Genomic DNA, 21,172 nt, shown 5'->3' on the forward strand with positions numbered 1-21,172 from the left:
GCGACCTTTCCACCACGCGCGTGGCGCCCGTGCGGCGCCCCCGCCCCCGGTGGTCCACGGGCCCGCCTGGATAGGCTGACCGTGTGGCGAGAGTGCGGTTGAGCGTGGCCGAACGGCGTGCGGAGCTGTTGCGGGCCGCCGTCGAGCAGATCGAGGCGCGGGGCGTGGCGGCGGTCAGGATCGCCGACGTCGCCGCCGCGCTCGGGGTGAGCAACGCGCTGGTGCTCTATCACTTCTCGACGAAGGAGAAGCTGGTCGCCGCCGCGTTCGGGTACGCCGCGGAGGACGACCTGGCCCAACTGCGCAAGCTCCTCGGCCGCCGTACGACGGCGCTGCGCCGGCTGCGGTCGGCTGTGCGCTGGTACGCCCCGACCGGCCAGGCCAAGGGCTGGCGGCTGTGGATCGAGGGCTGGGCGGCGGCGCTGCGCGAACCCGCGCTCCAGGAGGTCACGCGCGACCTGGACCGGCAGTGGAAGGCGGCGATCACCGAGGTCGTGAGGGAGGGCGTGGCCGCGGGCGAGTTCCGCTGCCCCGATCCGGACGGCGCGGCCCTGCGTCTCACCGCCCTGCTCGACGGTCTCGCCGTCCAGCTGACCTCGTACCCGGGAGCGGTGTCCAGGACCCGCGCGCAGGAGTGGGTGGACGAGGCGCTCGCCCGGGAACTCGGGCTGGAGGCCCGGACGTTGAGCGCCCAGGAGCGCTGAGGGGGCCGCACCGGCCCTTCGTGTCGCCATCCGACCCAGTCGACAGAGAGGGACCCCTTCATGGTCCGCCCGACGGCCTCAACTCCCCTGCCCGGCGTGACGAAGGTGCTGTCCATCGGGCTGCACCCGCGGGTGCTCGACTACAGCCGGATGCCCGAGGGCGTCGACGAGGCGACCTTCACCGCCCGGATCGAGGCGGCGCACGCCGGGCTGCGCGAGGCGGGGTTCGATGTGCTGCCGTGTCTGATCGACACCTCCGCGGACCAGGCCGAGGCGGCCGTACGGGACCAGCTCCGCGCGCACACGTTCGGCTTGGCGATGATCGGGGGCGGCGTACGGATGCTGCCGGAGCACACCGTGCTGTTCGAGCGGCTGGTCAACCTGCTCACCGAGGAGGCACCCGGGATCCGGTTGTGCTTCAACTCCTCGCCGGAGAACACGGTCGACGCGCTTCGGCGGTGGATCCAGGCGTAACCGGCTGCCGCCCACCCCCGAGCGCCCCGACCCCGGCCGGTACGCGGCCCGCCTGTTCCTCAGTCCAGTTCGTACACCGCGGTCACCGACGCCGTGGCCCTGATCTCCCCGGGTGCGAGCGGCACCGCACCGACGCCCTCGGCCGGCGCGGTCGCCGTCATCGGGGCGACGTATCCGGTGTCGCCCTCGCTGAGCGAGACCAGGCGGCCCAGGTGGTGGCCGCTCAGCTCGGCGTACTGCGCGGCCTTGGCGCGGGCGTCGTCGTGCGCGGCCTCGCGGGCGCGGGCCTGGAGCGGGCGGCGGTCGTCGAGGTCGAAGGCGACGGAGTGGATGCGTCCGGCGTCGCCCGTGGCGTCGGTGACGGCCTTCAGCAGGGCGCCGGTGCCCGCCACCTCGCGCACCTTGATCGAGAAGGACTGCGCGGCCCGGTAGCCCTTCAGCGTGGACTGCCCTTCCTGGTAGTCGTGGACGGGGCTGAGGGAGACGTTCTCGGTACGGATGTCGCGCTCGGCGACCCCGAGGGCGCGCACCGCCTTCAGCAGTGCCGCGGCCGCCTTGTTCTGTGCGTCGAGCGCGGTCTGCGTGGTCTCGGCGGTGGCCTCCACGCCGGCGCCGACCACCGCGATGTCGGGCTCGCCGACGGCACTGCCCTCGCCGGTCACGGTCACCGTGGCGGGCGCCGCCGCGATCCGCGCCACGGGCACGGCGCCGCCGGTGGCGGCAGCGGCGGCCGTCGGCGCGACGACCAGGGGCAGGCTCAGGGCCAGGAAGGCAGCGGCGACCGCCGTGAGGGTCGTACGGGGAACGGGCATGCGCGGCCGGTCCTTCCGGGAGTCGGGTGACGGTGTGCCGTCATCCCAACACCGGCCCGGGGACCGGACCGCGCACCACTCCCGCGCGGTCACCTCACTGGTCGAGCCACCACCGCGCGCACCGCGAAAGACGTCCGCCCGTCACGCCACCGAGGCGATCCGCATCTTGATGTCGTCCGGCGACAGCGCGCCCTTGGCCGTCACGTGGTCGCCCGAGGACTCCCCGCGCAACCGCCGCCCGATCCACGGCACCAGGTACTCGCGCGCCCAGTGCACGTCGTCGCGCCGTACGTCGAGGGTGCCGCGGGGCGGCAGCGGGGGCCACGGCTGGTCGGGGTCGGCCGGGACCTCGACGCCGAGCACCTGGCCGGCGCGCAGGGCCACGCGCGTGTGCCCGTCGGCGGAGAGGTGGAGCCGGTCGCCGTCCCAGGCCCTGCGGTCCTGAACGGTCTTCAGGGACCACAGGTCGAGCACCGGGCACCCGTACCGGTCCGCCACCGCCCGCACATGCCCGTTGTACGTGGCGATCTTGCCGCGCAGATGCTTGAGCACGGGCACACCACGGGTGTCGAAGCCGGTCGTCACCATCACGGTGCCGCACACCTCGGTCAGCCGGGCGACCGCCCGCTCGAAGCGCTCGGCGACCTCGTCGGGGTCGGTACCGGGCCGGAGGATGTCGTTGCCGCCCGCGCAGAAGGACACCAGGTCCGGCGCGAGCTCCACGGCCTTGGGCAGCTGGTCCTCGACGATCTGGTCCAGGAGCTTCCCGCGTACCGCGAGGTTGGCGTACGTGAAGGCGCCCTCGGGCCGCCGGTCCGCGAGCAGTACCGCGAACCGGTCGGCCCATCCGACGAACGCCCCGTCGGGGCCGGGGTCGCCGACGCCCTCGGTGAAGCTGTCCCCCACCGCAACGTACGACCCGATCACTACTCTGCTGTCACTCTTCGAATCGTCTGCCACATCGGCCCATGATTCCTGGCGGAACGTGACCTACGCCACCGTAGGGAGGGGTTGACGTGCGGTGAGATAAGCCACTCCTAAAGTGTTGGCCAAGCCTGGAATAGGCATCCGATCAGGGATGTTGAGGGCTCAGCCGCCACACCCGGAAGTCGCTGAATCGGAAGTGGCTCCAGGTCGTCCGGAAGGCGAAGTGTCCGCCCGTGTACGGCTCCTGGTCGACGTAGTCGAAGACGAGCCGCCCGTTGTTCCACCACTGGACCTTCGAGCCGTCGGAGACGATCCGGACCCGGTTCGGCTCGTTCGCCACGAGCAGCGGTTCCGTGTAGTCGTAGATCAGCGGGCGCACCCCGGCCTCACCGACGTACCTGCGCAGCCGGGTCGTGGTGTTGTAGTTGGCGCCGTAGCCGGAGTAGTAGGTCTTGAGGTGGTCGTACTCGGCCAGTGCCCCGGCCCGCGCAGTGGCGAAGATGTCGTCGGGGGAACGGACGTCGACGGCGTTCCAGAAGTTGTTGAGGTCGGAGACCCGGTCGTTGACACCGCCCTCGGACACGGGCGTGGCGGTGTACTCGATGACGTACGGGCCTTCGAGCCGCTTTCTGAACCAGATCGTCGCGCCGGCGGGCACGTCGACCTCCAGGGTGCCGCGGGTGGCGGTGACGGTGCCGCCCTTCTCCAGTTCCACGGCCCACCGACCGAGGCCGCGGCGGAAGTCGTCGTGGGCGATGAGACGACCGCGGCGGTGCGAGGAGTGGGCGCTGGCGGTCGTGGCGGGGGCGAGGGCGGCCAGGGCGGCGCCCGCCGCCAGGGTGGTGAAGGCTCTACGCGTGGTCGTCACTTCGGACGGCTCCTTCCGGGAGGGTGATCGAGGGCGTCGGCACCCGACGGGTCTCGGTGCCGAGGTAGTAGTCGGTGTACGTCGACTGGAGATAGCCGCGCACGGTCCAGCCGAGGCGGTACTCGGCGTTCTGCGCGAGCGTGTAGATGCGTGTCGTCGTCGGCTCGGTGGTGGTGTAGAGCCGCAGCGCGGTGTGGTCGGCGGTCTCGGCGAGGATCTCCTCGCGCCAGTCGCCCAGGATGACGCCGTAGAACGGGGTGGCGTTGCGGGCGCCGGAGACGACACCGGACGGCTCGAAGATCTTCGAGGTGGTCTCGGTCGCCGGGTCCCACTTCTCCACATGGGTGAAGTCGAGGTTCTCCGAGGCCTTGTCGCCGTCCCACCAGATGCGGAAGTTGACGCTGGGCGTGGTCGTGGAGACCTTCCCGTCCTGGACGTTGCGCACGCCGGCGCCGGGGGCGGTGACGTCGGCGGTGGAGGTCCAGTACTCGTAGCCCGGGTGGTCCGGGTCGATGTCGCCGGTGCTGCCGCGACCGACGTCGATGTCCGTGTCGCTGACCCAGTCGGCCGGGTGCTCTCCGGTGACCAGGCGCTCGCCGGTGTCGGCGTCGTAGTAGTACCAGGGGAAGTTCGGGATCACGCCCAGCTCGGCCTGCTGGATGGCGAAGCCCTCCAGTCCGGGGCGGTCGGGGTCGAGGTCGGCGATGTGGAAGCGGTCGCCGTGCCCGGCGCCGTCGACGACGTACCGGAGCGTGCCGTCGCTGTTGACGACGTAGTTGCCGTCGGCGATCTCGTCCTTGCCGTCGAGGTCGACGTCGACGGTGCGGATCTGGTGGAAGCTGGTCGCGCCGGAGGCGGCCGGGACGGCGTACTTCCAACGCGGTTTCAGGTCGGTGCCGTTGAAGTCCCAGGTCTGGAAGAGGATCCGGAAGGCGCCGCGCCTGGCGCCGACTCTGGTGACCAACTTCGTGACCAGGCTGGGGTGTTCGCCGTCGAGGTAGGCGATGCCGAAGTGGCCGCCGGAGGGGCCGTCGGCGACGAGGTCGGTGGGGACGGGCCGGCGGGTGCGTTCGGTGCCGGTCAGGCCGTCGATGACGGAGACGAACTGCTCGGCGGGCGAGGCCGCGGTGACCCTCGAGCCGTCCGCGAAGGTGGTGCCGTCGGCCGTGTGCACCAGCACCTCGGCCCTGCCGTCACTGTCCAGGTCGAACACCGTGACGTTGTCGTCGTTGCGGTAGCCGCCGATCGCCGTGGAGCCGCTGATCGCCGCGGGCGCCGGGTCGTTGGCGCCGTTCCCGCCGACCTGGGTGTACGAGCCGGGCCCCTGGTCGACGCGCCACAGCCGCTCGCCGGTCAGCGTGTACGCCTCCAGCAGGTCGGGCCTGTCGCGGGTCCCGGAGAGCCGGCTGACGACGATCTCGTACCGTCCGTCGCCGTCGAGGTCGCCGGGCCAGGCGTGCTGCACGGTGTAGCCGTCGGCGGTCGCGAGCGGGATCTCGGCGTAGCCCCGGGCGAAGTCGAGCGCGGCCGAACTCCGCCTCTGCTCATGCCCGTTGACGACGGCCCGCACGGTGTAGGCGCCCTTGCCGGGCGTGTTGTCCTGGTACGTCGTGGACTTGGTGACCGGCGTACGGTTCAGCCGCCGGCCGTTCTTGTACACGTTGAAGGCGAGGGCGTTGCCGTGTCGCGCGTACTCGGTGCCGAGCAGGCGCCAGCTCAGGAAGGTGCCACCACCCGAGCCGGACGGTACGGCGACGAGTCCACGGTCGAGGTTCTCGACCACCCGGCGCGGGGCCTCCTCGGCATGTCCGGCGGGCGCGGAGAACAGTCCGGCCAGCAGGGCCGCCGAGGCGACGGCGACGGTTCTTCGGCGGTGCGGGCGGTGCACTAGCGCTGCTCCTTTGCGAGAAGGGCGATCAGTCGGTCGGCCACCTTGCGATGGCCCTGGGAGCTCGGGTGGACGGTCCCGTTGAAGTCCCCGTCCGTCAGGGAGAGCCAGTCGGTCGTGTCGACGAACCCGATCCGGGTGTCGGCGAGTTCGGCTACGACGGCCGCGATGTCCTCGGCGTGTGCGCCGCTGAAGGGCCGCAGCGCGAGGATGCGCGCATGCGGTGCCGCGGCCCGCAGCTTGTCGAGGTAGGTGCGATAGGCGGCGCGGAACTCCGCCGGGCCCCACGCGGTGTCGTTGGTGCCCTGGTTCACCACGATCACGTCGGCCTTGCGGTCCGAATCCGCCCTGGAGCCCGCGTAGTTCCAGCCGTAGGCGTCCGATGCGGTCGGCACTCCCCCGTTACCGGTCTGGATCACGCCCTGGCGCCCGAAGCCGACCTGGGTCAGCGAGGTGTGCAGGGCGTCGGCGACCAGCGTGGGGTAGGCGGCCGTACCGTCGGCGCAGTCGGAGGTGTTCACGTCGCACAGGGACATGACACCTTGGGTGATGGAGTCGCCGTAGAACGCCAACTGCCGTGCGTGATGGACCTTTTGGCCCAGCAGTCGGCCCCGCACGCCGGTGAGCACGACGCCGGTCTCCAGCGGCGGTGTCCACCGCTCGGCCCGCGAGAAGACGTCCTTCACGGACAGCTCGACGGTGTGCGGCCCCCGCCCGGTCGCCCGGATCTCCAGGTCGCTGTGGTCGACGGCGTACAACTGCTTCGGGCCGTGGTCGACCGATACGTAGATCTGCGCGGGCACGGTGACCGACGAGACGTCGAAGAGGGCGTGGACGCTGTCACCGGTGAAGCGGAAGCCGAGCCGCGCACCGGAGTTGACGGTGACCGCCGCCTCGGCGGTGCGGCCCCAGTGGCCCTCGTAGGCCAGGCGCCGGTCGTCGGGGCGTACGACATCGCCGGAGGCCGCCACCGGCTGCACCGCCCCCATGACCAGTCCCGCGGTCACCGCCGCGATCAAGCAGCTGCGTCTCATGACGGGATCCGGTCTCCGATCAGGGCGAGGTTCTGGATCGCGGCGAGGGCCCACTGCGCCGAGGAGTTGGTGGAGATCCACGGGATCTCCTCGGTGGTGCGCAGGACGGCCGGCGTCTTGACGGTGACCGGGTTCCAGTCGTTGGACGGGAAGTAGGTGTCGCTGCCGGTGTAGAACTCGTTCCACGCGCGCTTGGCGAGCGTGGCATCGCCTTGGTGGTGCGCGGCGTAGGCGGTGATCCGGGAGTGGGCGGCGGGCAGCGCCGACTTCCAGGTGGAGCCGGTGAGTTGGCGCTTCTGGGCGTCGGTGCCGTTGTAGTACCGCGCGTAGTTCAGCCAGGCGGTACGGAACTCGGGCTCCTCTTCCCCGAACAGCGACACGAGTTCACTGTTGGTCTCGACGAGCCCGAAGACGGCGCTCAGATGCGACACGCTCACGGCCGTGCTGGTGGTGACGGCGAACTCGCCGGTGTCCGCGTCGAGCAGGCCCGTCCCGGTGAAGAACCCGTTCGGCTGAGCGGCGATCGTCCGCACCGAGTTGACCAGCTTGGCCTTCGCCTTCGCGGCGTTCGGGCCGTGTCGCTCCCACTCGGCGAGCCAGGCCGCCGAGATGCCGCCCCAGTCGGTGCCGAAGCCGACCGACAGGGCATGCCGGTCGCCGGGGGTGTAGCCGTCGGCGCGGACCTTGCGCTGCGGGTCGACCTCCAGGAACGTCAGCTCCACGTCGACGAGTTCGCTCAGCAGGTCGCCGGTGCGCTCGTCGCCGGTGAGGAAGTAGTAGAAGCGGCGGTTGGCGGCCGTGGAGATACGGACCTGCTTGGCGCTGTCGGCCCAGTGCTGCACGCCGTGCCGGGTGCCCAGGCCCGCCCAATCGCCGAGGTGGTAGACATCGACCTCGCCGGTGTGCCGGGTCATGGCCTCCGCGAACCGGAAGACCTCGGCGGAGCCGGTGCGCAGGAAGTGGTACCAGAGCCAGAGGTCGGTGCCCAACTCCGAGTTGTCCCAGGCGAATCCGCCGATGTCGTAGCGCCAGACGTGCCGGTCGTTGTCGTAGGTGTGCTGGACGTCGCCGTAGTCCAGGAAGCCGTACCAGCGGTGCTGCTCGCGTTGGCCGACGTAGTAGGCGAACAGCTCGTCGAGGCGATCCTCGACGGCCGTCCGGGCCTTGTCGGAGCGGTCGACGGGCGCCCAGTCCCCGAACACCCCGGCCGCGTGCAGCCGTTGAGGGGTGGCGGTGAGGAGCGGCGGCGTGGCGGTGGCGGCGGCCTGCGCGGCGAGCACACCGGCCGACGGCGTCTTCTCCTGGGCCCAGAAGGTCAGTTCGCCGGTCCGCGCGATGCCGTACGGCGTACCGAAGCCCGGCTCGTAGTCCTCGTAGGTGATCTCCAGACCGCCGTCGGACTGCTTCTCGTACGTGTCCTGCCCCAGCCCGTCGTGGTAGAAGCGCAGGTCGAGCGGGGGCGCCTCGGGCGAGTACAGCCATACGGTGGCCTCGGCGGCGTCCGTGTGGGCGCCCCGGACGTCCAGCTGGGCCGGGTGGCGCTGCCAGAAGTCCCTGAGGCCGAAGGAGAGTCCGCCGCTCGCGCCGCCGACGTAGCCGAAGCCGCCGGCGCGTCGCCCGGCCGCCGCGTGGATCCAGCCGTAGCCCGCCCTGGTGCGCTTGCGGACGGTGTAGCCGTCGGCGTTCGGCTGGGTGAGGGTGTAGTCGCCCCAGGTCGGGATGTAGGCGAGGCGGCCGGCGACGCGGGTGTCCCAGGTGGCGGTGTCGGGCAGTTTCTCGCCGGCGATCTGGGCGGCCCGGACCGCCGCGCCCGGGTCGCGTCGCAGCCCCGTGATGCCCTGGACGGCCTCGCTGAACAGTCCGCCGCCGGAGTCGGCGAACCGTATGTGCCGGTCGTAGGGCTGATCGCGCAGCGGCACGGTGAAGCGGACACCGAGGCCGCGCAGGAAGTCGCCCTGGTCAAAGCCGGGCTTCTGTTCGCCGTCCCAGACGAAGGTGTGCACGAGGCGGAAGGAGTCCGCGCCGGCGAAGAAGGAGAAGCGCAGGGTGTACGGCAGCCAGCCGCGGCCGCCCTTGCGGTGCCGGCCCTCGACGCGGACGACGGCCCGGACCGGACCGTCCTGTTCGACCTCGACCTTCTCCACCCGGCCGGCGAAGCTCTCGACGTCCGCGCCCTCTCGCACGGACTCCTGCCGCAGGGCGACCAGCTTCCCGTCCCGCGCGATCTCGGCCGACCCGCGCCGCACGCTGCGGACGACGGTGTCGGAGCCCTTGGCGCCGAACACGGCCGTGATCACACCGGTCGACACCTCGACGCGGCCGCCGGACCGGGTGACGTCGACCTTCTGCTCGGGGGCCGCCGGGCTGCCCGCCGCGAGCTTGTACGCGGAGGCCTTCGGGGCGCCGGGCGCGATCGCGTGCGCGGTCCACTTCACCGAGCCGTCGGGCCAGTGGCCGGTGACCCAGCTCTGGACGGGGACGTCGTCGCCGGCGGCGGTCGTCAGCTGGAAGTCCTGCTCCGGCCGGTACGTACCGCGGGCCCACGGCACGCCCCAGGTGGTACCGGCGTGGGCGTCGGGCGTCGCGCCCTCCAGCCAGTGGAGTTCGGTGTCGTCCGCGTCGGCCGCGGCGGCGGTGCGGGACAGGCCCCAGGAGAACTGGGCTGCGGCGGCCGCGGCTGCGGCGCCCTTGATGACGGTGCGTCGGTCGACGCCGGGCACGGGGACCTCCGGAAGATGCCGATAGAAAGCGCTTGCATCACTACGGAGATCACTGTGTCCCCACCCTCCCCTCGCTGTCGACGCTTTGAACAGCCGCGCCACAAGAACGCAATAAAGTGATCATGAAACCGCAAGAGCGAACACCGAAGGCCGGACCCGGGGATCGGGGTCCGGCCTTCGGTGGCACAGGGGGAGGGCGTCAGCTGACGGAGACGCCCTTCGCGCGGAGGTAGGCGATCGGGTCCACGTCCGAGCCGTAGTCCGGGGTGGTGCGGATCTCGAAGTGCAGGTGCGGACCGGTCACGTTGCCGGTCGCGCCGGAGAGGCCGACCTGCTGGCCCTCGGTGACGGTCTGGCCGGACGAGACCGAGAGCGAGGAGAGGTGGGCGTACTGGGCGTAGTAGCCGTCGGCGAGCTTGATGACGACCTGGTTGCCGTACGCGCCGCCCCAGCCGGCGGAGACGACGGTGCCCGCGCCCACGGCCTTGAGCGAGGTACCGGTCGGGACGACGAAGTCGACGCCCGTGTGGTAGCCGCTGGACCACATGCTGCCGGACATCCGGTACGGGGTACCGACGGTGGCACCGGCCACCGGGAGGGTGAAGGCGCTGGAGCTGCTCGTGCCGGTCGAGTCGCTGCTCTGGGTGGCGGCCGTCGTGTTCGACTTCGACGAGGAGGACTTGGAGGAGGACGAATCGGACGACGAGGACGAGGACTTCTCGGCGCTCTTCGACTTCTCCGTGCTCGCGGCGGCCTTCTTGCCGATGCTCAGCTTCAGACCGGGGTGGATCATCGACGGGTCGGAGCCGACGGCCTCACGGTTGTCCGAGTAGAGCTTCTGCCAGCCACCGCTGACGTTCTGCTCGTCGGCGATCTTCGAGAGGTAGTCACCGGCCCGCACCGAATAGGTGTGCACGGTCGCGGTGTTCGCGGCGCTCTTCTTCTCCGCGGCCTTCTTCTCGGCGGCCGCCTTCTCGGTGACCGTCTTCCCGGCGACCGGAAGGGACTGGACTGCCTTTCCGGAAACGGACTGCGGGGTGGCCGCGTGGGCGCCTGCGGCACCGATCAGCGGCAGGGCGAGCGCGGCACCACCGGTGCCGGCGACGGCGATCGAGCGGGTCAGGCGCTGGGCCTTCGGGCGGCGGTGCTTACCCTTCGCGGGCATGGCGATTTCCTCTCCGGCGCCTACGAGGTGAGCTGTCGGGTGCGAGCTGGAGATGCCCGGCCGCACCGAAGTGCGACTTAACCCCTAGCCGTTCCGGAGACCGGAACAGGCGTTTGTACCTGTGGGTCCCCCGCTCCTGCCGTTCACGGGTGAGTTGTGCGGTCCCCGGGCGGCGGCAGGATTAGGCGTCCGTCCGGATTGATGGCGAACGTAAGCGAGCAAGACGCAAAGGGACAAGTAAGTGGTTCCGCCTGAATGCGTTCCTCTTGATCCGCTGTGAGAATTACCGGTCACCCTGAGTGAATTGCGCACGGCGCCCGCCCCGCAAAACCCCTGGAAAACCACGGGAATTACGTGAACATGACGGGCGACGCACGGTCACGGATATGACGCTCCTCACGTGCCGGATTCACAGGTTGCCTTATTCCAGAGCGAGTTGGAATGAAGGCATCGCAACACGAAGGAAGGCGCCAATTCGGACAGATGACTCAGATACGGCGCAGCCGGATAACTACCGCATCCAGGTCGCCCCGCAATCCGGTACGAAGTCCGTGATGCAGCAATACGGCACCCCTGTGAATTTCGCCCGTTTCGAGACATTCGTACGCCGCTGTCGGGTCGAGCCCGCGCAGCCGCAGCGCCGGTACGGGCTCGCCGTAGCTCTGCGCCTGGAGCCAGGCGAGGACGACCGTCTCGTCCCCGAGGACGTACTGCACCGCGCTCAGCCCGCCCTTCGGCGGCCGCAGCCGGTGGAGGTCGCCGCGCTGCACCAGGGGCCGGATCTCCTTGTACAGGTCCACCCACGCGCGGGCCTCGGCGAGTTCCTCCTCGGTCCACTGGGTGAGGTCACCGCCGACGCCGAGCACCCCGGCCATGGCGCTCACGAACCGGAACCGCAGCGAGCTGACCCGGCCGTTGAGCATGGCGTTCGGACTGTCGGTCACCCAGGCGGCCATCACGCGCGCGGGATGGATCTGGCTGAAGCCGTGCTGGATGGCGAGCCGGTCGAGGGGGTCGGTGTTGTCGGAGGTCCACACCTGGTCCGTGCGGCTCAGGACGCCGAGGTCGATCCGGCCGCCGCCGCCCGAGCAGGACTCGAAGGCGACCCCGGGGTGCGCGGCCCTGAGTCGGTCCAGGAGGGCGTAGAAGGCGTGCACGTGGTCGATCCAGAGCCGCTGGGGGTAGGGCTCGCCGGGCCAGCCGGCGTCGGTGAAGGAGCGGTTGAAGTCCCACTTCACGTAGTCGATCGGGGCGCTGGTCAGGAGCGCGTCGAGCTGTCCCCAGAGGTACTCCTGGACGTCCTCGCGGGCGAGGTTCAGCACGAGCTGGTTGCGGGACTCCGTCCGCTTCCGCCCCGGCTGGTACTGCACCCAGTCGGGGTGCGCGCGGTACAGCTCGCTGTCGGGATTGACCATCTCGGGCTCGACCCAGATGCCGAACTGCATCCCGAGGGCGTGGACGTAGTCGGCGAGGGGCTTCAGACCGCCGGGGAAGCGGTCGGGGTTGGGCGTCCAGTCGCCGAGCCCGGCGCGGTCGCTGGTGCGGGCGCCGAACCAGCCGTCGTCGACCACGAACAGCTCGACGCCGATGGCGGCGGCCCGCCGGGCGAGGGTGCCCTGCTGCTCCTCGGAGATGTCGAACTCGGTGGCCTCCCAGGAGTTGAACAGCACCGGCCGGTCCTGGTCGGCGTCCGGGATCACGTGGTCCCGCTGGTAGGCGTGCCAGGCCCGGCTCGCGCCGCCGAAGCCGCCCTCGCTCCACAGTCCGGCGAAGACGGGCGTGGTGAAGGACTCCCCCGCCGCCAGTCGCAGCAGACCCGAGTCGTCGTAACCGGCGCCGCCGGTGATCTGCACGCGCGCGTCGGCGAGTTGGGCCACCGCGATCCGCCAGGAGCCCGACCAGCCGAGGGCGCAGCCGTAGACCTCGCCGCGCTCCTCGGTGGCGTCCGTGTCCAGCGCGACCCACGGCAGGTACTGGTGCCCGGTGTGGCCGCGGCGGCTGCCGATGACCTTCTCTCCGTAGGTGAGGGGCGCGCTCGTGAGCCGGGACTCGGCGGCCCAGCGGCCGTGCAGATGGGACAGCCGCCAGTCCTCGCGCTCGGGCAGCGTCCAGGTGGCGGAGTCGGCGCGCAGCAGCTCCACGGTCTCGGGCCCCTGGTTGTCCAGGCCCACCCACCGCTCCACGACGTCCCCGCGCATCCGGTGGTGCAGCGTGATCGCGAGCCCGCCGTCACGGAAGCGGAGCCGCAGTTCGGCTCCCTCGGGGGCGTCGGAGGTCTCGTACGACTCGAAGGTCCACTCGGTGCCGCGGCGGGTGTCGGTGCGTACCGACAGCGCGGGCCGTACGAAGCGGGGGCCGCCCTCGACGGGGTACTCCTCACGGCCGTCGAGCGGCGACTCGAAGCCCCGTTCGGCGGGCAGCGGCCGGGCGGCGAGGGCCTCGGCGTCGGCGAGCGCGATTCTGGAGCCCCAGTGCAGGTGCAGCAGTACGTCGTCCTCGGTGAGGTGGACGGCATAACTGCTGGCAGGCCCGGAGAGGAGCCACGTGCGGCCGGTTTCGGAGATCTCCAGCATCAAACCCTCACAGATACGAACAGCGACGCTCAATCACCAACATCATCAAGGGCTTTTGTGCCTTGATGCAACGCCTGTGGACAACTGATTGCCCCAGGAATCGATGTCGTATCGTCGAGGGGGTGCCCGTCGACGAGCCGCGGCGACGGAGCCGACTGGGAGGAGCCCCCGTGACGCAGCAGATCCCGTCGACCGAGCCCGAACTGGCCGGAGTCCGCAACTTCCGTGACGTGGGTGGACTGCCGACAGTGGACGGCCGGCGGGTGCGGTACGGAGTGCTGTTCCGCAGCGGTCACCTGGCGCACGCGACCGACGAGGACACCGAGTTCCTCTCCTCCCTCGGGCTGCACACGATCTTCGACTTCCGTAACGCGTCGGACCAGAAGCTGGAGGGGCCCGACGTCGAGCTGCCGGGCGTGCGCAATGTGAACCTTCCGCTGAGCGACCCGGCGGACGGCGCGGAGTTCTGGAAGATGGTCCGGGACGGCGAGATCGAGCAGCTGCGCGAGATCCTCGGCGACGACAAGGCCGCGAACCGGATGATCTCCTCGTACCGCAAGATCGTGACGGAGCGCACCGCCGAGCACTCCCGTGTCCTGCACTCCCTCGCCGGCGACAGCGTCCCCGCGCTGATGCACTGCGCGGCGGGCAAGGATCGCGCGGGCCTCTCCATAGCGGTGACGCTGCTCGCCCTCGGTGTGGAGCGGGAGGCGATCCTCGCCGACTACCTGGAGTCCAACGCCAAGCACCGCCGCTACAAGGTGCACCGCAGCAGCAGCTCCACCGCCGCCTACTCCCCCGAGGTCATGGAGCTGCTCAGCCCGCTCTTCGACGCGCGCGCCGAGTATCTGCTGGCCGCTTTCGAGACGATCGAGGAGACCTGGGGCAGCGTCGACGCCTACCTGGAGCAGGGGCTCGGCATCACCCCGGAGATCCGGGAGCGACTGCGCGAGCGGTTCCTGGACTGAGAAACGGCGCCTGCCCTACTTGCTCGCTCCGAGCTCGAACAGCAGGAAGACGAAGGCCGCGAAGACATGCCCCACCGCGAGGTAGATGATCAACCGCACCCACAGGGCACGCGGGAACTTCTCCTCCAGGTCGCTCATGGTGTCTCTCCAGGGGTCGGGCCCAGGCACAGCGTGGCCGTGGGGCTCTGCAACAGGGTGTGGACGAAGAGCAGCTCGACCCCGTCGGGGTCCTGGGCCGCGATCCGGTGCGGGGTCAGCGAGTCGAAGTGCGCACTGTCGCCGGGGGCGAGCCGATGGGTCGCGTCCCCGAGGCGCAGCCGCAGCCGCCCGGTGAGGACGTACAGCCACTCCTCGCCGGGGTGCACGCGCACGACGTCGCCCTGTGAGCCGTACGGGACGTGCAGGCGCAGTGCCTGCATGCCGCGTCCGGGCGAGCCGGCCTGCCGGTAGGTCCAGCCGCCCGCGGCGGTCGGTTCCATGTCGGCGGCGCGCACCACGGCGTCCTGCTCGGCGACCTTCTCGCCGAGCAGTTCGGAGACGGTCGTACCGTAGATACGGGCGAGCGCGAGCAGCATCGGCAGCGAGGGCTGGCGCTGCCCGGTCTCCAGCCGGGACAGGTGGGCGGGCGACAGACCGGCGGACCTGGCCGCGGCCTCCAGCGTGAGGGAGGCCCGGCGCCGCAGCGCACGCAGCTGCGGCGCGACGACGGGCAGGACGCCGGCGGGCTCGTGTTCCGGAGAGCTCATGCTCTCCATTCAGCCGGAGGCTTGCCCCTGGGGCAAATTTCTTGCCTCAGAGGCAAAGCGCCCGGGCTACCGGTTGGCCACCGCCTGCTTCACCAGCGTCTTGCCGAAGTCCCACATCAGCCCGCCCCCGCCATGGGCGTCGTCCATGATCTCGGTGAAGGCATCCACGAACCGGTCCACCTCGCGCTCGCCGATCGTCAGCGGCGGGATCAGCTTGATCACCTCCAGGTGGTCGCCGGAGACCTGGGTGAGGATCCGGTGCCGCTGGAGCAGCGGTACGACGACCATCTGCGCGAACAGTCCCTTGCGGGCGGCCTGGAGCATCGTCCAGCGGCTGCGCAGCCCTAGCGACTTGGGCCTGCCGAACTCGATGCCGATCATCAGGCCGCGGCCGCGGACGTCGGCGAGCAGTTCGTACTTGTCGACCAGGGCCGCGAGCCGATTCTTCAGCAGCTCGCCCGTGGCGCGGGCGTTGGCGGTGATCTGCTCGTTCTCCATGACGGACAGCACGGCGAGGCCGGCCGTCATGGCCTGCGCGTTGGACCCGAAGCTCGCCGAGTGGACCAGGACGCGGTCGATCGACGAGTAGACCTTCTTGAAGATCCAGTCCTTGCCGAGTGTGGCGCCGACCGGCACATAGCCGCCGGAGAGCGCCTTGGCCACACAGACGAGGTCCGGCTCGACACCGTCCTCGTGCTGGTAGGCGTAGAAGTCGCCGGTCCGGCCGAGCCCGGTCTGCACCTCGTCGGCGATCAGCAGCGCCTTGTGCTGGTGCAGCAGTTCCTGGGCGGCCCGCAGATAGCCGGGCGGGGGTTCGAGCACGCCCTTGCCCTGGATCGGCTCGACGATCAGGGCGGCGACGTCGCCCTTCTTCAACTCCCTCGCCAGGGCGTCGAGATCGCCGAGCGGTACGGCGGTGTCGGGCAGCAGCGGGGCGAAGCCGTCCCGGAAGCCGTCCTCGCCGTTGACGGACAGGGAGCCCGTGGTCAGCCCGTGGAAGGCGTGCTCGCAGTACAGGACGCGCGGCTTGCCGGTGGCCCGCCGGGCGAACTTCAGCGCGGTCTCCACCGCCTCCGTACCGCTGTTGCCGAAGAACACCCGGTCCAGGTGCGGGCTGTGCGCGAGGAGCCTCTCCGCCAGCAGCCCGGGCAGCGGCTGGCAGTCGAAGCGGGTCAGGTCGGCGAGCTGGGCGTCGAGGACATCGTGCAGCGCCTTGCGGACGACGGGGTGGTGGCGGCCCAGGCCCATCACCCCGAACCCGGCGAGCATGTCCAGGTAGTCGTTGCCGTCCGCGTCCCAGAAGTAGGCGCCCTCGGCCCGCTCGTAGACCTTGTCGAAGCCGATGGTGTGCAGCATGCGCGGGAGCTGGTGGTTGAGGTACCTGGTGTGCAGCTCGTAGCGCTCGGCTCCGCGTTCGGCGAGGAGTCTGCCGAGGTCGAACTCCGTGGTCATTCGGGCTTCTCCTTGACTGGGCCGTCGGCCTGCTCCTTGACGGCCAAGGTCTCCTCGGCCTCCTTGGCGGCCAGGTTCTCCTCGGCCTCCTTCGCCGCCAGCGTGTCCTCGGCCTCCTTGACGGCCAGGCTCGCGCTGATCCGGCCGGCGACCTCCACCGGGGTGAGACCGATGTCCGCGAGCACCTCACCGCGCTTGGCGTGCGCGAGGAACTGCTCCGGGATGCCGAACCGCCGTACGGGCACGTCGACTTCGGCGTCACCCAGGGCGAGGGCGACCGCGGCGCCGACACCGGCCGCGCGGCTGTTGTCCTCGACCACGGCGACCAACCGGTGCTCGGCGGCGAGGCCGGGCAGCGCCGGGTCGACCGGTTTGATCCAACGGGGGTCCACGACCGTGCAGTTGATGCCCCGCGCCGCCAGCAGTTCGGCGGCCTGGAGGCAGACCGGCGCCATCACACCGACGGCGACCAGCAGCACCTCGGGCCGCTCCCCTCGGTGCAGGACGTCCATGCCGCCCACGCGGTCCAGCGCGGGGATCTCCGGGCCGACCGACTCCTTGGGGAAGCGGACGAGCGTCGGCGCGTCGTCCACCGCCACGGCCTCCCGCAGCTGGGCCCGCAACTGGTCGGCGTCGCGCGGCGCGGCGATCCTGAGGCCGGGGACGACCTGGAGGATCGACATGTCCCACATGCCGTTGTGCGAGGCCCCGTCCACGCCCGTGACACCGGCCCGGTCCAGGACGAACGTCACTCCGCAGCGGTGCAGCGCGACGTCCATCAGGAGCTGGTCGAAGGCCCGGTTCAGGAAGGTGGCGTAGACGGCGACGACGGGATGCAGACCGCCGGTCGCGAGGCCGGCCGCGGACACCGCCGCGTGCTGCTCGGCGATACCGACGTCCCACACCCGGTCCGGGAACCGCGCAGCGAACTTGCCGAGCCCCACGGGGTGCAGCATGGCCGCCGTGATCGCGACGACGTCCTCGCGCTCCTCGCCGATCGCGAGGATCTCGTCCCCGAACACCGAGGTCCAGGAGGGCCCGCCCGACGGCGCGAGCGGCTCGCAGGTGAGCGGGTCCATCACGCCGACGGTGTGGAAGTGGTCCTCCTCGTGGGCGAGGGCGGGCTCGTAGCCGCGGCCCTTCTCCGTGAGGCAGTGGATCAGCACGGGCCCGTGGAACCGTTTCGCGCGCCGCAGCGCCGACTCGACGGCCCCGATGTCGTGCCCGTCGATCGGGCCGACGTACTTCAGCCCGAGGTCCTCGAACATGCCCTGCGGCGCGAACGCGTCCTTGAAACCCTTCTTCGCACCGTGCAGGGACTCGTAGACGGTGTTGCCGACGAGGGGGGTCTTGAGGAGTACCTCCTTGCCCCAGGCCAGGACCTTCTCGTAGCCGTCGGTCGTGCGCAGGGTGGCCAGGTGGTTGGCGAGGCCGCCGATGGTCGGCGAGTACGAGCGCTCGTTGTCGTTGACGACGATGATCAGCGGCCGGTCCTTGGCGGCCGCGATGTTGTTGAGCGCCTCCCAGGCCATGCCGCCGGTGAGGGCCCCGTCGCCGATGACGGCGACCACGTGCCCCTTCTCGCCCTGCACCTGGCGGGCCTTGGCGAGTCCGTCGGCCCAGCCCAGGGCGGTGGAGGCGTGGCTGTTCTCGACGATGTCGTGCTCGGACTCCTCGCGCGAGGGGTAGCCGGACAGGCCGCCCTTGCCGCGCAGCTTGGAGAAGTCCTGACGTCCTGTCAGCAACTTGTGTACGTAGCTCTGATGGCCGGTGTCCCACACGATGCGGTCGACCGGCGACTCGAAGGCCCGGTGGAGCGCGATGGAGAGTTCCACCACCCCCAGATTGGGCCCGAGGTGTCCACCGGTCCTGGCGACCGCGTGCACCAGGAACTCCCTTATCTCCTCGGCCAGTTCGCCGAGTTCCGCCTCGGACAGCGCCTTAAGGTCGCGTGGTCCCCGGATGTTCTCCAGAATCGTCACGCTCGGGCCCCCTTCGGTCCGTGCTGTTCAGCTCACGGTGACGGCCGGCTCCCCCGACGCGACGCCGTCCTGCTCCATCTGTTCGGCGATCTTCATCGCCTCCTCGATGAGGGTCTCCACGATCTTCGACTCGGGGACGGTCTTGATGACCTCGCCCTTGACGAAGATCTGCCCCTTGCCGTTGCCGGAGGCGACCCCGAGGTCCGCCTCCCGCGCCTCTCCGGGGCCGTTGACCACACATCCCATGACGGCTACGCGCAAGGGCACTTCCATGCCCTCGAGGCCGGCCGTGACCTCGTCGGCCAGCTTGTAGACGTCGACCTGGGCGCGCCCGCAGGACGGACACGACACGATCTCCAGCCGCCGTTGGCGCAGGTTCAGCGACTCCAGGATCTGGATGCCGACCTTGACCTCCTCGGCGGGCGGCGCGGACAGCGACACCCGGATGGTGTCGCCGATGCCCCGGCTGAGCAGCGCCCCGAAGGCCACGGCCGACTTGATCGTGCCCTGGAAGGCGGGGCCGGCCTCCGTGACGCCGAGATGCAGCGGGTAGTCGCAGCTCTCGGCGAGCAGCGTGTAGGCACCCACCATCACCACGGGGTCGTTGTGCTTGACCGAGATCTTGATGTCCCGGAAGCCGTGCTCCTCGAAGAGCGACGCCTCCCACAGCGCGCTCTCCACGAGCGCCTCGGGCGTCGCCTTGCCGTACTTCTGGAGCAGCCGCCGGTCCAGCGACCCCGCGTTGACCCCGATCCGGATCGGCGTGCCGTGGTCCTTAGCGGCCCGCGCGATCTCCTTCACCTTGTCGTCGAACTGCTTGATGTTGCCGGGATTGACGCGTACGGCCGCACAGCCGGCCTCGATGGCGGCGAACACGTACTTCGGCTGGAAGTGGATGTCCGCGATCACCGGGATCTGCGACTTGCGGGCGATGGTGGCCAGCGCGTCCGCGTCGTCCTGCGTGGGGCAGGCGACGCGGACGATCTGGCAGCCGGACGCGGTGAGTTCCGCGATCTGCTGGAGGGTGGCTCCGATGTCGGACGTACGGGTCGTCGTCATCGACTGCACCGACACCGGGGCCCCGCCCCCGACCGGCACCGACCCGACCTGGATCTGCCGGGACTCGCGCCGCTCGGCGATCGGCCGGACCGGTACCTCGGGGATGCCCAGGGACACGGCGGTCATGACCTCACTCCCGGTTCCCGGAGACCGTCTCGCGCATGGCGCGCAGCGACTCCTTGAGCGAGCCCATGGTGGCGAGGACGGCGGTGGGCTCGTAGCCGCAGTGCGCCATGCAGTTGGCGCAGCGCGGGTCCTTGCCGCGGCCGTACTTGTCCCAGTCGGTCTCCTCGATGAGTTCGCGGTACGTGGGCACGTACCCGTCGCTCATCAGGTAGCAGGGGCGCTGCCAGCCGAACAGGGAGTAGTTCGGGATCGCCCAGGCCGTGCACGGGAAGTCGACCTTGCCCTCCAGGAAGTCCAGGAAGAGCGGGGAGTGGTTGAGCCGCCACTTCTTGCGGTTGCCGCCCGCGAAGGCCTTCTTGAACAGCTCGCGGGTCTGCTCCACGCCCAGGAAGTGCTCCTGGTCGGGCGCCTTCTCGTAGGCGTACGCGGGCGAGATCATCATCTCGTCGACGTGCAGGTCGTCGTTGAGGAAGTTGAGCACCTCGATGATGGTCTGCGGGGTGTCGGTGTTGAAGAAGGTCGAGTTGGTGGTGACCCGGAAGCCGCGCTTCTTGGCCTCCTTGATCGCCTCGACGGCCTCGTCGAACACGCCCTCCTTGGCCACCGACTCGTCGTGCCGCTCCCGCAGCCCGTCGATGTGCACGGCGAAGGCGAAGTAGGGCGAGGGCGTGAACTTGTCCATCTTCTTGCGCAGCAGCATGGCGTTGGTGCAGAGGAAGACGTACTTCTTCTTCGCCACCAACTGCCGCACGATCTCGTCGATCTGAGGGTGCATCAGCGGCTCACCGCCGGCGATGGACACCATCGGCGCACCGGACTCGAGGACCGCCCCGACGGCCTGCGCCACCGGCATGCGCTGCTTGAGCACGCCCGCCGGATGCTGGATCTTGCCGCAGCCCTCACACTTCAGGTTGCACGCGAAGAGGGGTTCCAGCTCCACGATCAGCGGGAACTTGTCCCGCTTGCGGAGCTTCTGTTCGGCCAAGTATGTAGCGACCTTGATGGACTGACGCAGCGGCATGGCCATCTGGCTCACCTCCTGGGGAGCAGCAAGGAACGGTGCCATTCATAGAAAGCGGGAAGGACGGAACGAAGGACGCGGAAGGCCGATATTCCACCGCGTACCGTGCCGATCCGGACGAGTTCATGTTCTGGAGCGTCCACGACCACCCGTACGGCCGCAACGGGGCGTACACCCGCCCGCACGGCGCTGTGGAGCGTGGCCGCGGACTCCATGTCGACCGCGATCGCGCCGGTCGCGAGCAGGTCGGACCGTTCATGACCACGTACGACGTGATCGGAGCCGGTGAGTGGTCCGGTGTGGACGGTACGTCCCGGTACGGCCCGAACCAGCTCCTTGACGAGTAGGTCGGTCCCCACACACGGAACGGTTCCGTCCGGATCCCGGGTCTCCTCGGCGACGACGAGGTCGCCCGGGTGCATACCGGAGGCGAGGCCAGCGCAGAAGCCGGTGGCCAGCACCGCGGCGCCGGCCATGGCCGGGTCGGCGAGGGCGCGCGTGACGGCCCGCTCGGCCGCCCTGGGGCCCATTCCGGTACGCAGCACGGTGACCGGCCCGTCGGCGCCGGAGCGGTCGCCGCTGCGCAGGGCGAGGTGCTCGATCCCGAGCGCGCAGGCGATCAGCAGCGGTGCCGAGGCCGGTCCGGCGCTCAT

At 70.4% G+C, this 21,172-nt stretch carries 18 protein-coding genes and 1 riboswitch; of the genes, 3 read left to right on the top strand and 15 right to left on the bottom strand.

The features are described from left to right. The first annotated feature begins 83 nt into the window (after positions 1-83). Positions 84-704, top strand: coding sequence for a TetR/AcrR family transcriptional regulator (locus ABKA17_RS08895; RefSeq protein ID WP_353691345.1), 621 nt, complete (start codon positions 84-86; stop codon positions 702-704). Between the two features lie 60 nt (positions 705-764). Then, positions 765-1,178, top strand: coding sequence for a hypothetical protein (locus tag ABKA17_RS08900; RefSeq protein ID WP_353691346.1), 414 nt, complete (start codon positions 765-767; stop codon positions 1,176-1,178). 59 nt (positions 1,179-1,237) lie between these two features. Here ABKA17_RS08900 and ABKA17_RS08905 read toward each other — a convergent pair whose 3' ends face one another. The 8 genes from ABKA17_RS08905 to ABKA17_RS08940 form a co-directional block, all read right to left on the bottom strand. Next, positions 1,238-1,990, bottom strand: a complete 753-nt coding sequence (locus ABKA17_RS08905; RefSeq protein WP_353691347.1) for an SIMPL domain-containing protein — start codon at positions 1,988-1,990, stop codon at positions 1,238-1,240. A gap of 141 nt (positions 1,991-2,131) precedes the next feature. Further along, positions 2,132-2,917 (bottom strand): SGNH/GDSL hydrolase family protein, encoded by a 786-nt coding sequence (locus tag ABKA17_RS08910; RefSeq protein ID WP_353691621.1) that lies wholly within the window; start codon positions 2,915-2,917, stop codon positions 2,132-2,134. A gap of 145 nt (positions 2,918-3,062) precedes the next feature. Further along, entirely contained in the window at positions 3,063-3,785 is a 723-nt protein-coding gene (locus ABKA17_RS08915; RefSeq protein ID WP_353691348.1) for a DUF6250 domain-containing protein, read from the bottom strand. Beyond that, positions 3,769-5,673, bottom strand: coding sequence for a rhamnogalacturonan lyase family protein (locus ABKA17_RS08920; RefSeq protein WP_353691349.1), 1,905 nt, complete (start codon positions 5,671-5,673; stop codon positions 3,769-3,771). Before ABKA17_RS08920 ends, ABKA17_RS08915 begins: the two co-directional genes overlap by 17 nt. Then, positions 5,673-6,707: a GDSL-type esterase/lipase family protein gene (locus tag ABKA17_RS08925; protein ID WP_353691350.1), complete on the bottom strand. Its 1,035-nt coding sequence runs from the start codon at positions 6,705-6,707 to the stop codon at positions 5,673-5,675. The genes ABKA17_RS08920 and ABKA17_RS08925 overlap by 1 nt, the downstream gene beginning before the upstream one ends. Then, positions 6,704-9,427, bottom strand: coding sequence for an exo-rhamnogalacturonan lyase family protein (locus ABKA17_RS08930; protein WP_353691351.1), 2,724 nt, complete (start codon positions 9,425-9,427; stop codon positions 6,704-6,706). Before ABKA17_RS08930 ends, ABKA17_RS08925 begins: the two co-directional genes overlap by 4 nt. A gap of 199 nt (positions 9,428-9,626) precedes the next feature. Continuing rightward, a complete protein-coding gene (locus ABKA17_RS08935; protein WP_353691352.1) occupies positions 9,627-10,592 on the bottom strand; it encodes a M23 family metallopeptidase in 966 nt (321 codons plus the stop codon). A 2-nt stretch (positions 10,593-10,594) separates the two neighbouring features. Further along, positions 10,595-10,763: riboswitch (cyclic di-AMP (ydaO/yuaA leader) on the bottom strand. Positions 10,764-11,080: 317 nt separating this feature from the next. Then, positions 11,081-13,165 (bottom strand): alpha-galactosidase, encoded by a 2,085-nt coding sequence (locus ABKA17_RS08940; protein WP_353691353.1) that lies wholly within the window; start codon positions 13,163-13,165, stop codon positions 11,081-11,083. Positions 13,166-13,335: 170 nt separating this feature from the next. On the opposite strand from ABKA17_RS08940, the gene ABKA17_RS08945 reads away from it, so the two are divergent. Beyond that, positions 13,336-14,133, top strand: a complete 798-nt coding sequence (locus ABKA17_RS08945; protein ID WP_353691354.1) for a tyrosine-protein phosphatase — start codon at positions 13,336-13,338, stop codon at positions 14,131-14,133. 15 nt (positions 14,134-14,148) lie between these two features. On the opposite strand, the gene ABKA17_RS08950 is transcribed toward ABKA17_RS08945, so the two are convergent. The 7 genes from ABKA17_RS08950 to ABKA17_RS08980 are packed head-to-tail and all read right to left on the bottom strand — an operon-like array spanning position 14,149 to position 21,172. Then, entirely contained in the window at positions 14,149-14,271 is a 123-nt protein-coding gene (locus tag ABKA17_RS08950) for a DUF6126 family protein (RefSeq protein WP_353691355.1), read from the bottom strand. After that, positions 14,268-14,888 (bottom strand): helix-turn-helix domain-containing protein, encoded by a 621-nt coding sequence (locus tag ABKA17_RS08955; protein ID WP_502994173.1) that lies wholly within the window; start codon positions 14,886-14,888, stop codon positions 14,268-14,270. The genes ABKA17_RS08950 and ABKA17_RS08955 overlap by 4 nt, the downstream gene beginning before the upstream one ends. Before the next feature lie 57 nt (positions 14,889-14,945). Next, positions 14,946-16,331 carry an aspartate aminotransferase family protein gene (locus ABKA17_RS08960; RefSeq protein WP_353691357.1) on the bottom strand — a complete coding sequence of 462 codons (1,386 nt, stop codon included), beginning with the start codon at positions 16,329-16,331 and terminating at the stop codon, positions 14,946-14,948. After that, positions 16,328-18,313 carry a 1-deoxy-D-xylulose-5-phosphate synthase gene (gene dxs / locus ABKA17_RS08965; protein ID WP_353691358.1) on the bottom strand — a complete coding sequence of 662 codons (1,986 nt, stop codon included), beginning with the start codon at positions 18,311-18,313 and terminating at the stop codon, positions 16,328-16,330. Before dxs ends, ABKA17_RS08960 begins: the two co-directional genes overlap by 4 nt. A gap of 27 nt (positions 18,314-18,340) precedes the next feature. Continuing rightward, a complete protein-coding gene (gene ispG, locus ABKA17_RS08970; protein ID WP_353691359.1) occupies positions 18,341-19,498 on the bottom strand; it encodes a flavodoxin-dependent (E)-4-hydroxy-3-methylbut-2-enyl-diphosphate synthase in 1,158 nt (385 codons plus the stop codon). A 4-nt stretch (positions 19,499-19,502) separates the two neighbouring features. Beyond that, the gene (gene hpnH / locus ABKA17_RS08975; RefSeq protein WP_171143159.1) at positions 19,503-20,525 is read right to left on the bottom strand and encodes an adenosyl-hopene transferase HpnH; all 1,023 of its coding nucleotides are present in this window, start codon (positions 20,523-20,525) and stop codon (positions 19,503-19,505) included. 5 nt (positions 20,526-20,530) lie between these two features. After that, complete coding sequence (locus ABKA17_RS08980) at positions 20,531-21,172, bottom strand: phosphorylase family protein (protein ID WP_353691360.1); 642 nt, start codon at positions 21,170-21,172, stop codon at positions 20,531-20,533.

The organism is Streptomyces sp. RG80 (assembly GCF_040446465.1).
Lineage (GTDB): Bacteria > Actinomycetota > Actinomycetes > Streptomycetales > Streptomycetaceae > Streptomyces.

Coding starts and splice junctions, on each gene's coding strand:
- ABKA17_RS08905 (WP_353691347.1), bottom strand. CDS start 1,990: ATGCCCGTTCCCCGTACGACCCTCACGGCGGTCGCCGCTGCCTTCCTG.
- ABKA17_RS08935 (WP_353691352.1), bottom strand. CDS start 10,592: ATGCCCGCGAAGGGTAAGCACCGCCGCCCGAAGGCCCAGCGCCTGACC.
- ABKA17_RS08960 (WP_353691357.1), bottom strand. CDS start 16,331: ATGACCACGGAGTTCGACCTCGGCAGACTCCTCGCCGAACGCGGAGCC.
- ABKA17_RS08900 (WP_353691346.1), top strand. CDS start 765: ATGGTCCGCCCGACGGCCTCAACTCCCCTGCCCGGCGTGACGAAGGTG.
- ABKA17_RS08980 (WP_353691360.1), bottom strand. CDS start 21,172: ATGAGCGCCGGACCGGCCTCGGCACCGCTGCTGATCGCCTGCGCGCTC.
- ispG (WP_353691359.1), bottom strand. CDS start 19,498: ATGACCGCCGTGTCCCTGGGCATCCCCGAGGTACCGGTCCGGCCGATC.
- ABKA17_RS08940 (WP_353691353.1), bottom strand. CDS start 13,165: ATGCTGGAGATCTCCGAAACCGGCCGCACGTGGCTCCTCTCCGGGCCT.
- ABKA17_RS08955 (WP_502994173.1), bottom strand. CDS start 14,888: ATGGAGAGCATGAGCTCTCCGGAACACGAGCCCGCCGGCGTCCTGCCC.
- ABKA17_RS08925 (WP_353691350.1), bottom strand. CDS start 6,707: ATGAGACGCAGCTGCTTGATCGCGGCGGTGACCGCGGGACTGGTCATG.
- ABKA17_RS08950 (WP_353691355.1), bottom strand. CDS start 14,271: ATGAGCGACCTGGAGGAGAAGTTCCCGCGTGCCCTGTGGGTGCGGTTG.
- hpnH (WP_171143159.1), bottom strand. CDS start 20,525: ATGGCCATGCCGCTGCGTCAGTCCATCAAGGTCGCTACATACTTGGCC.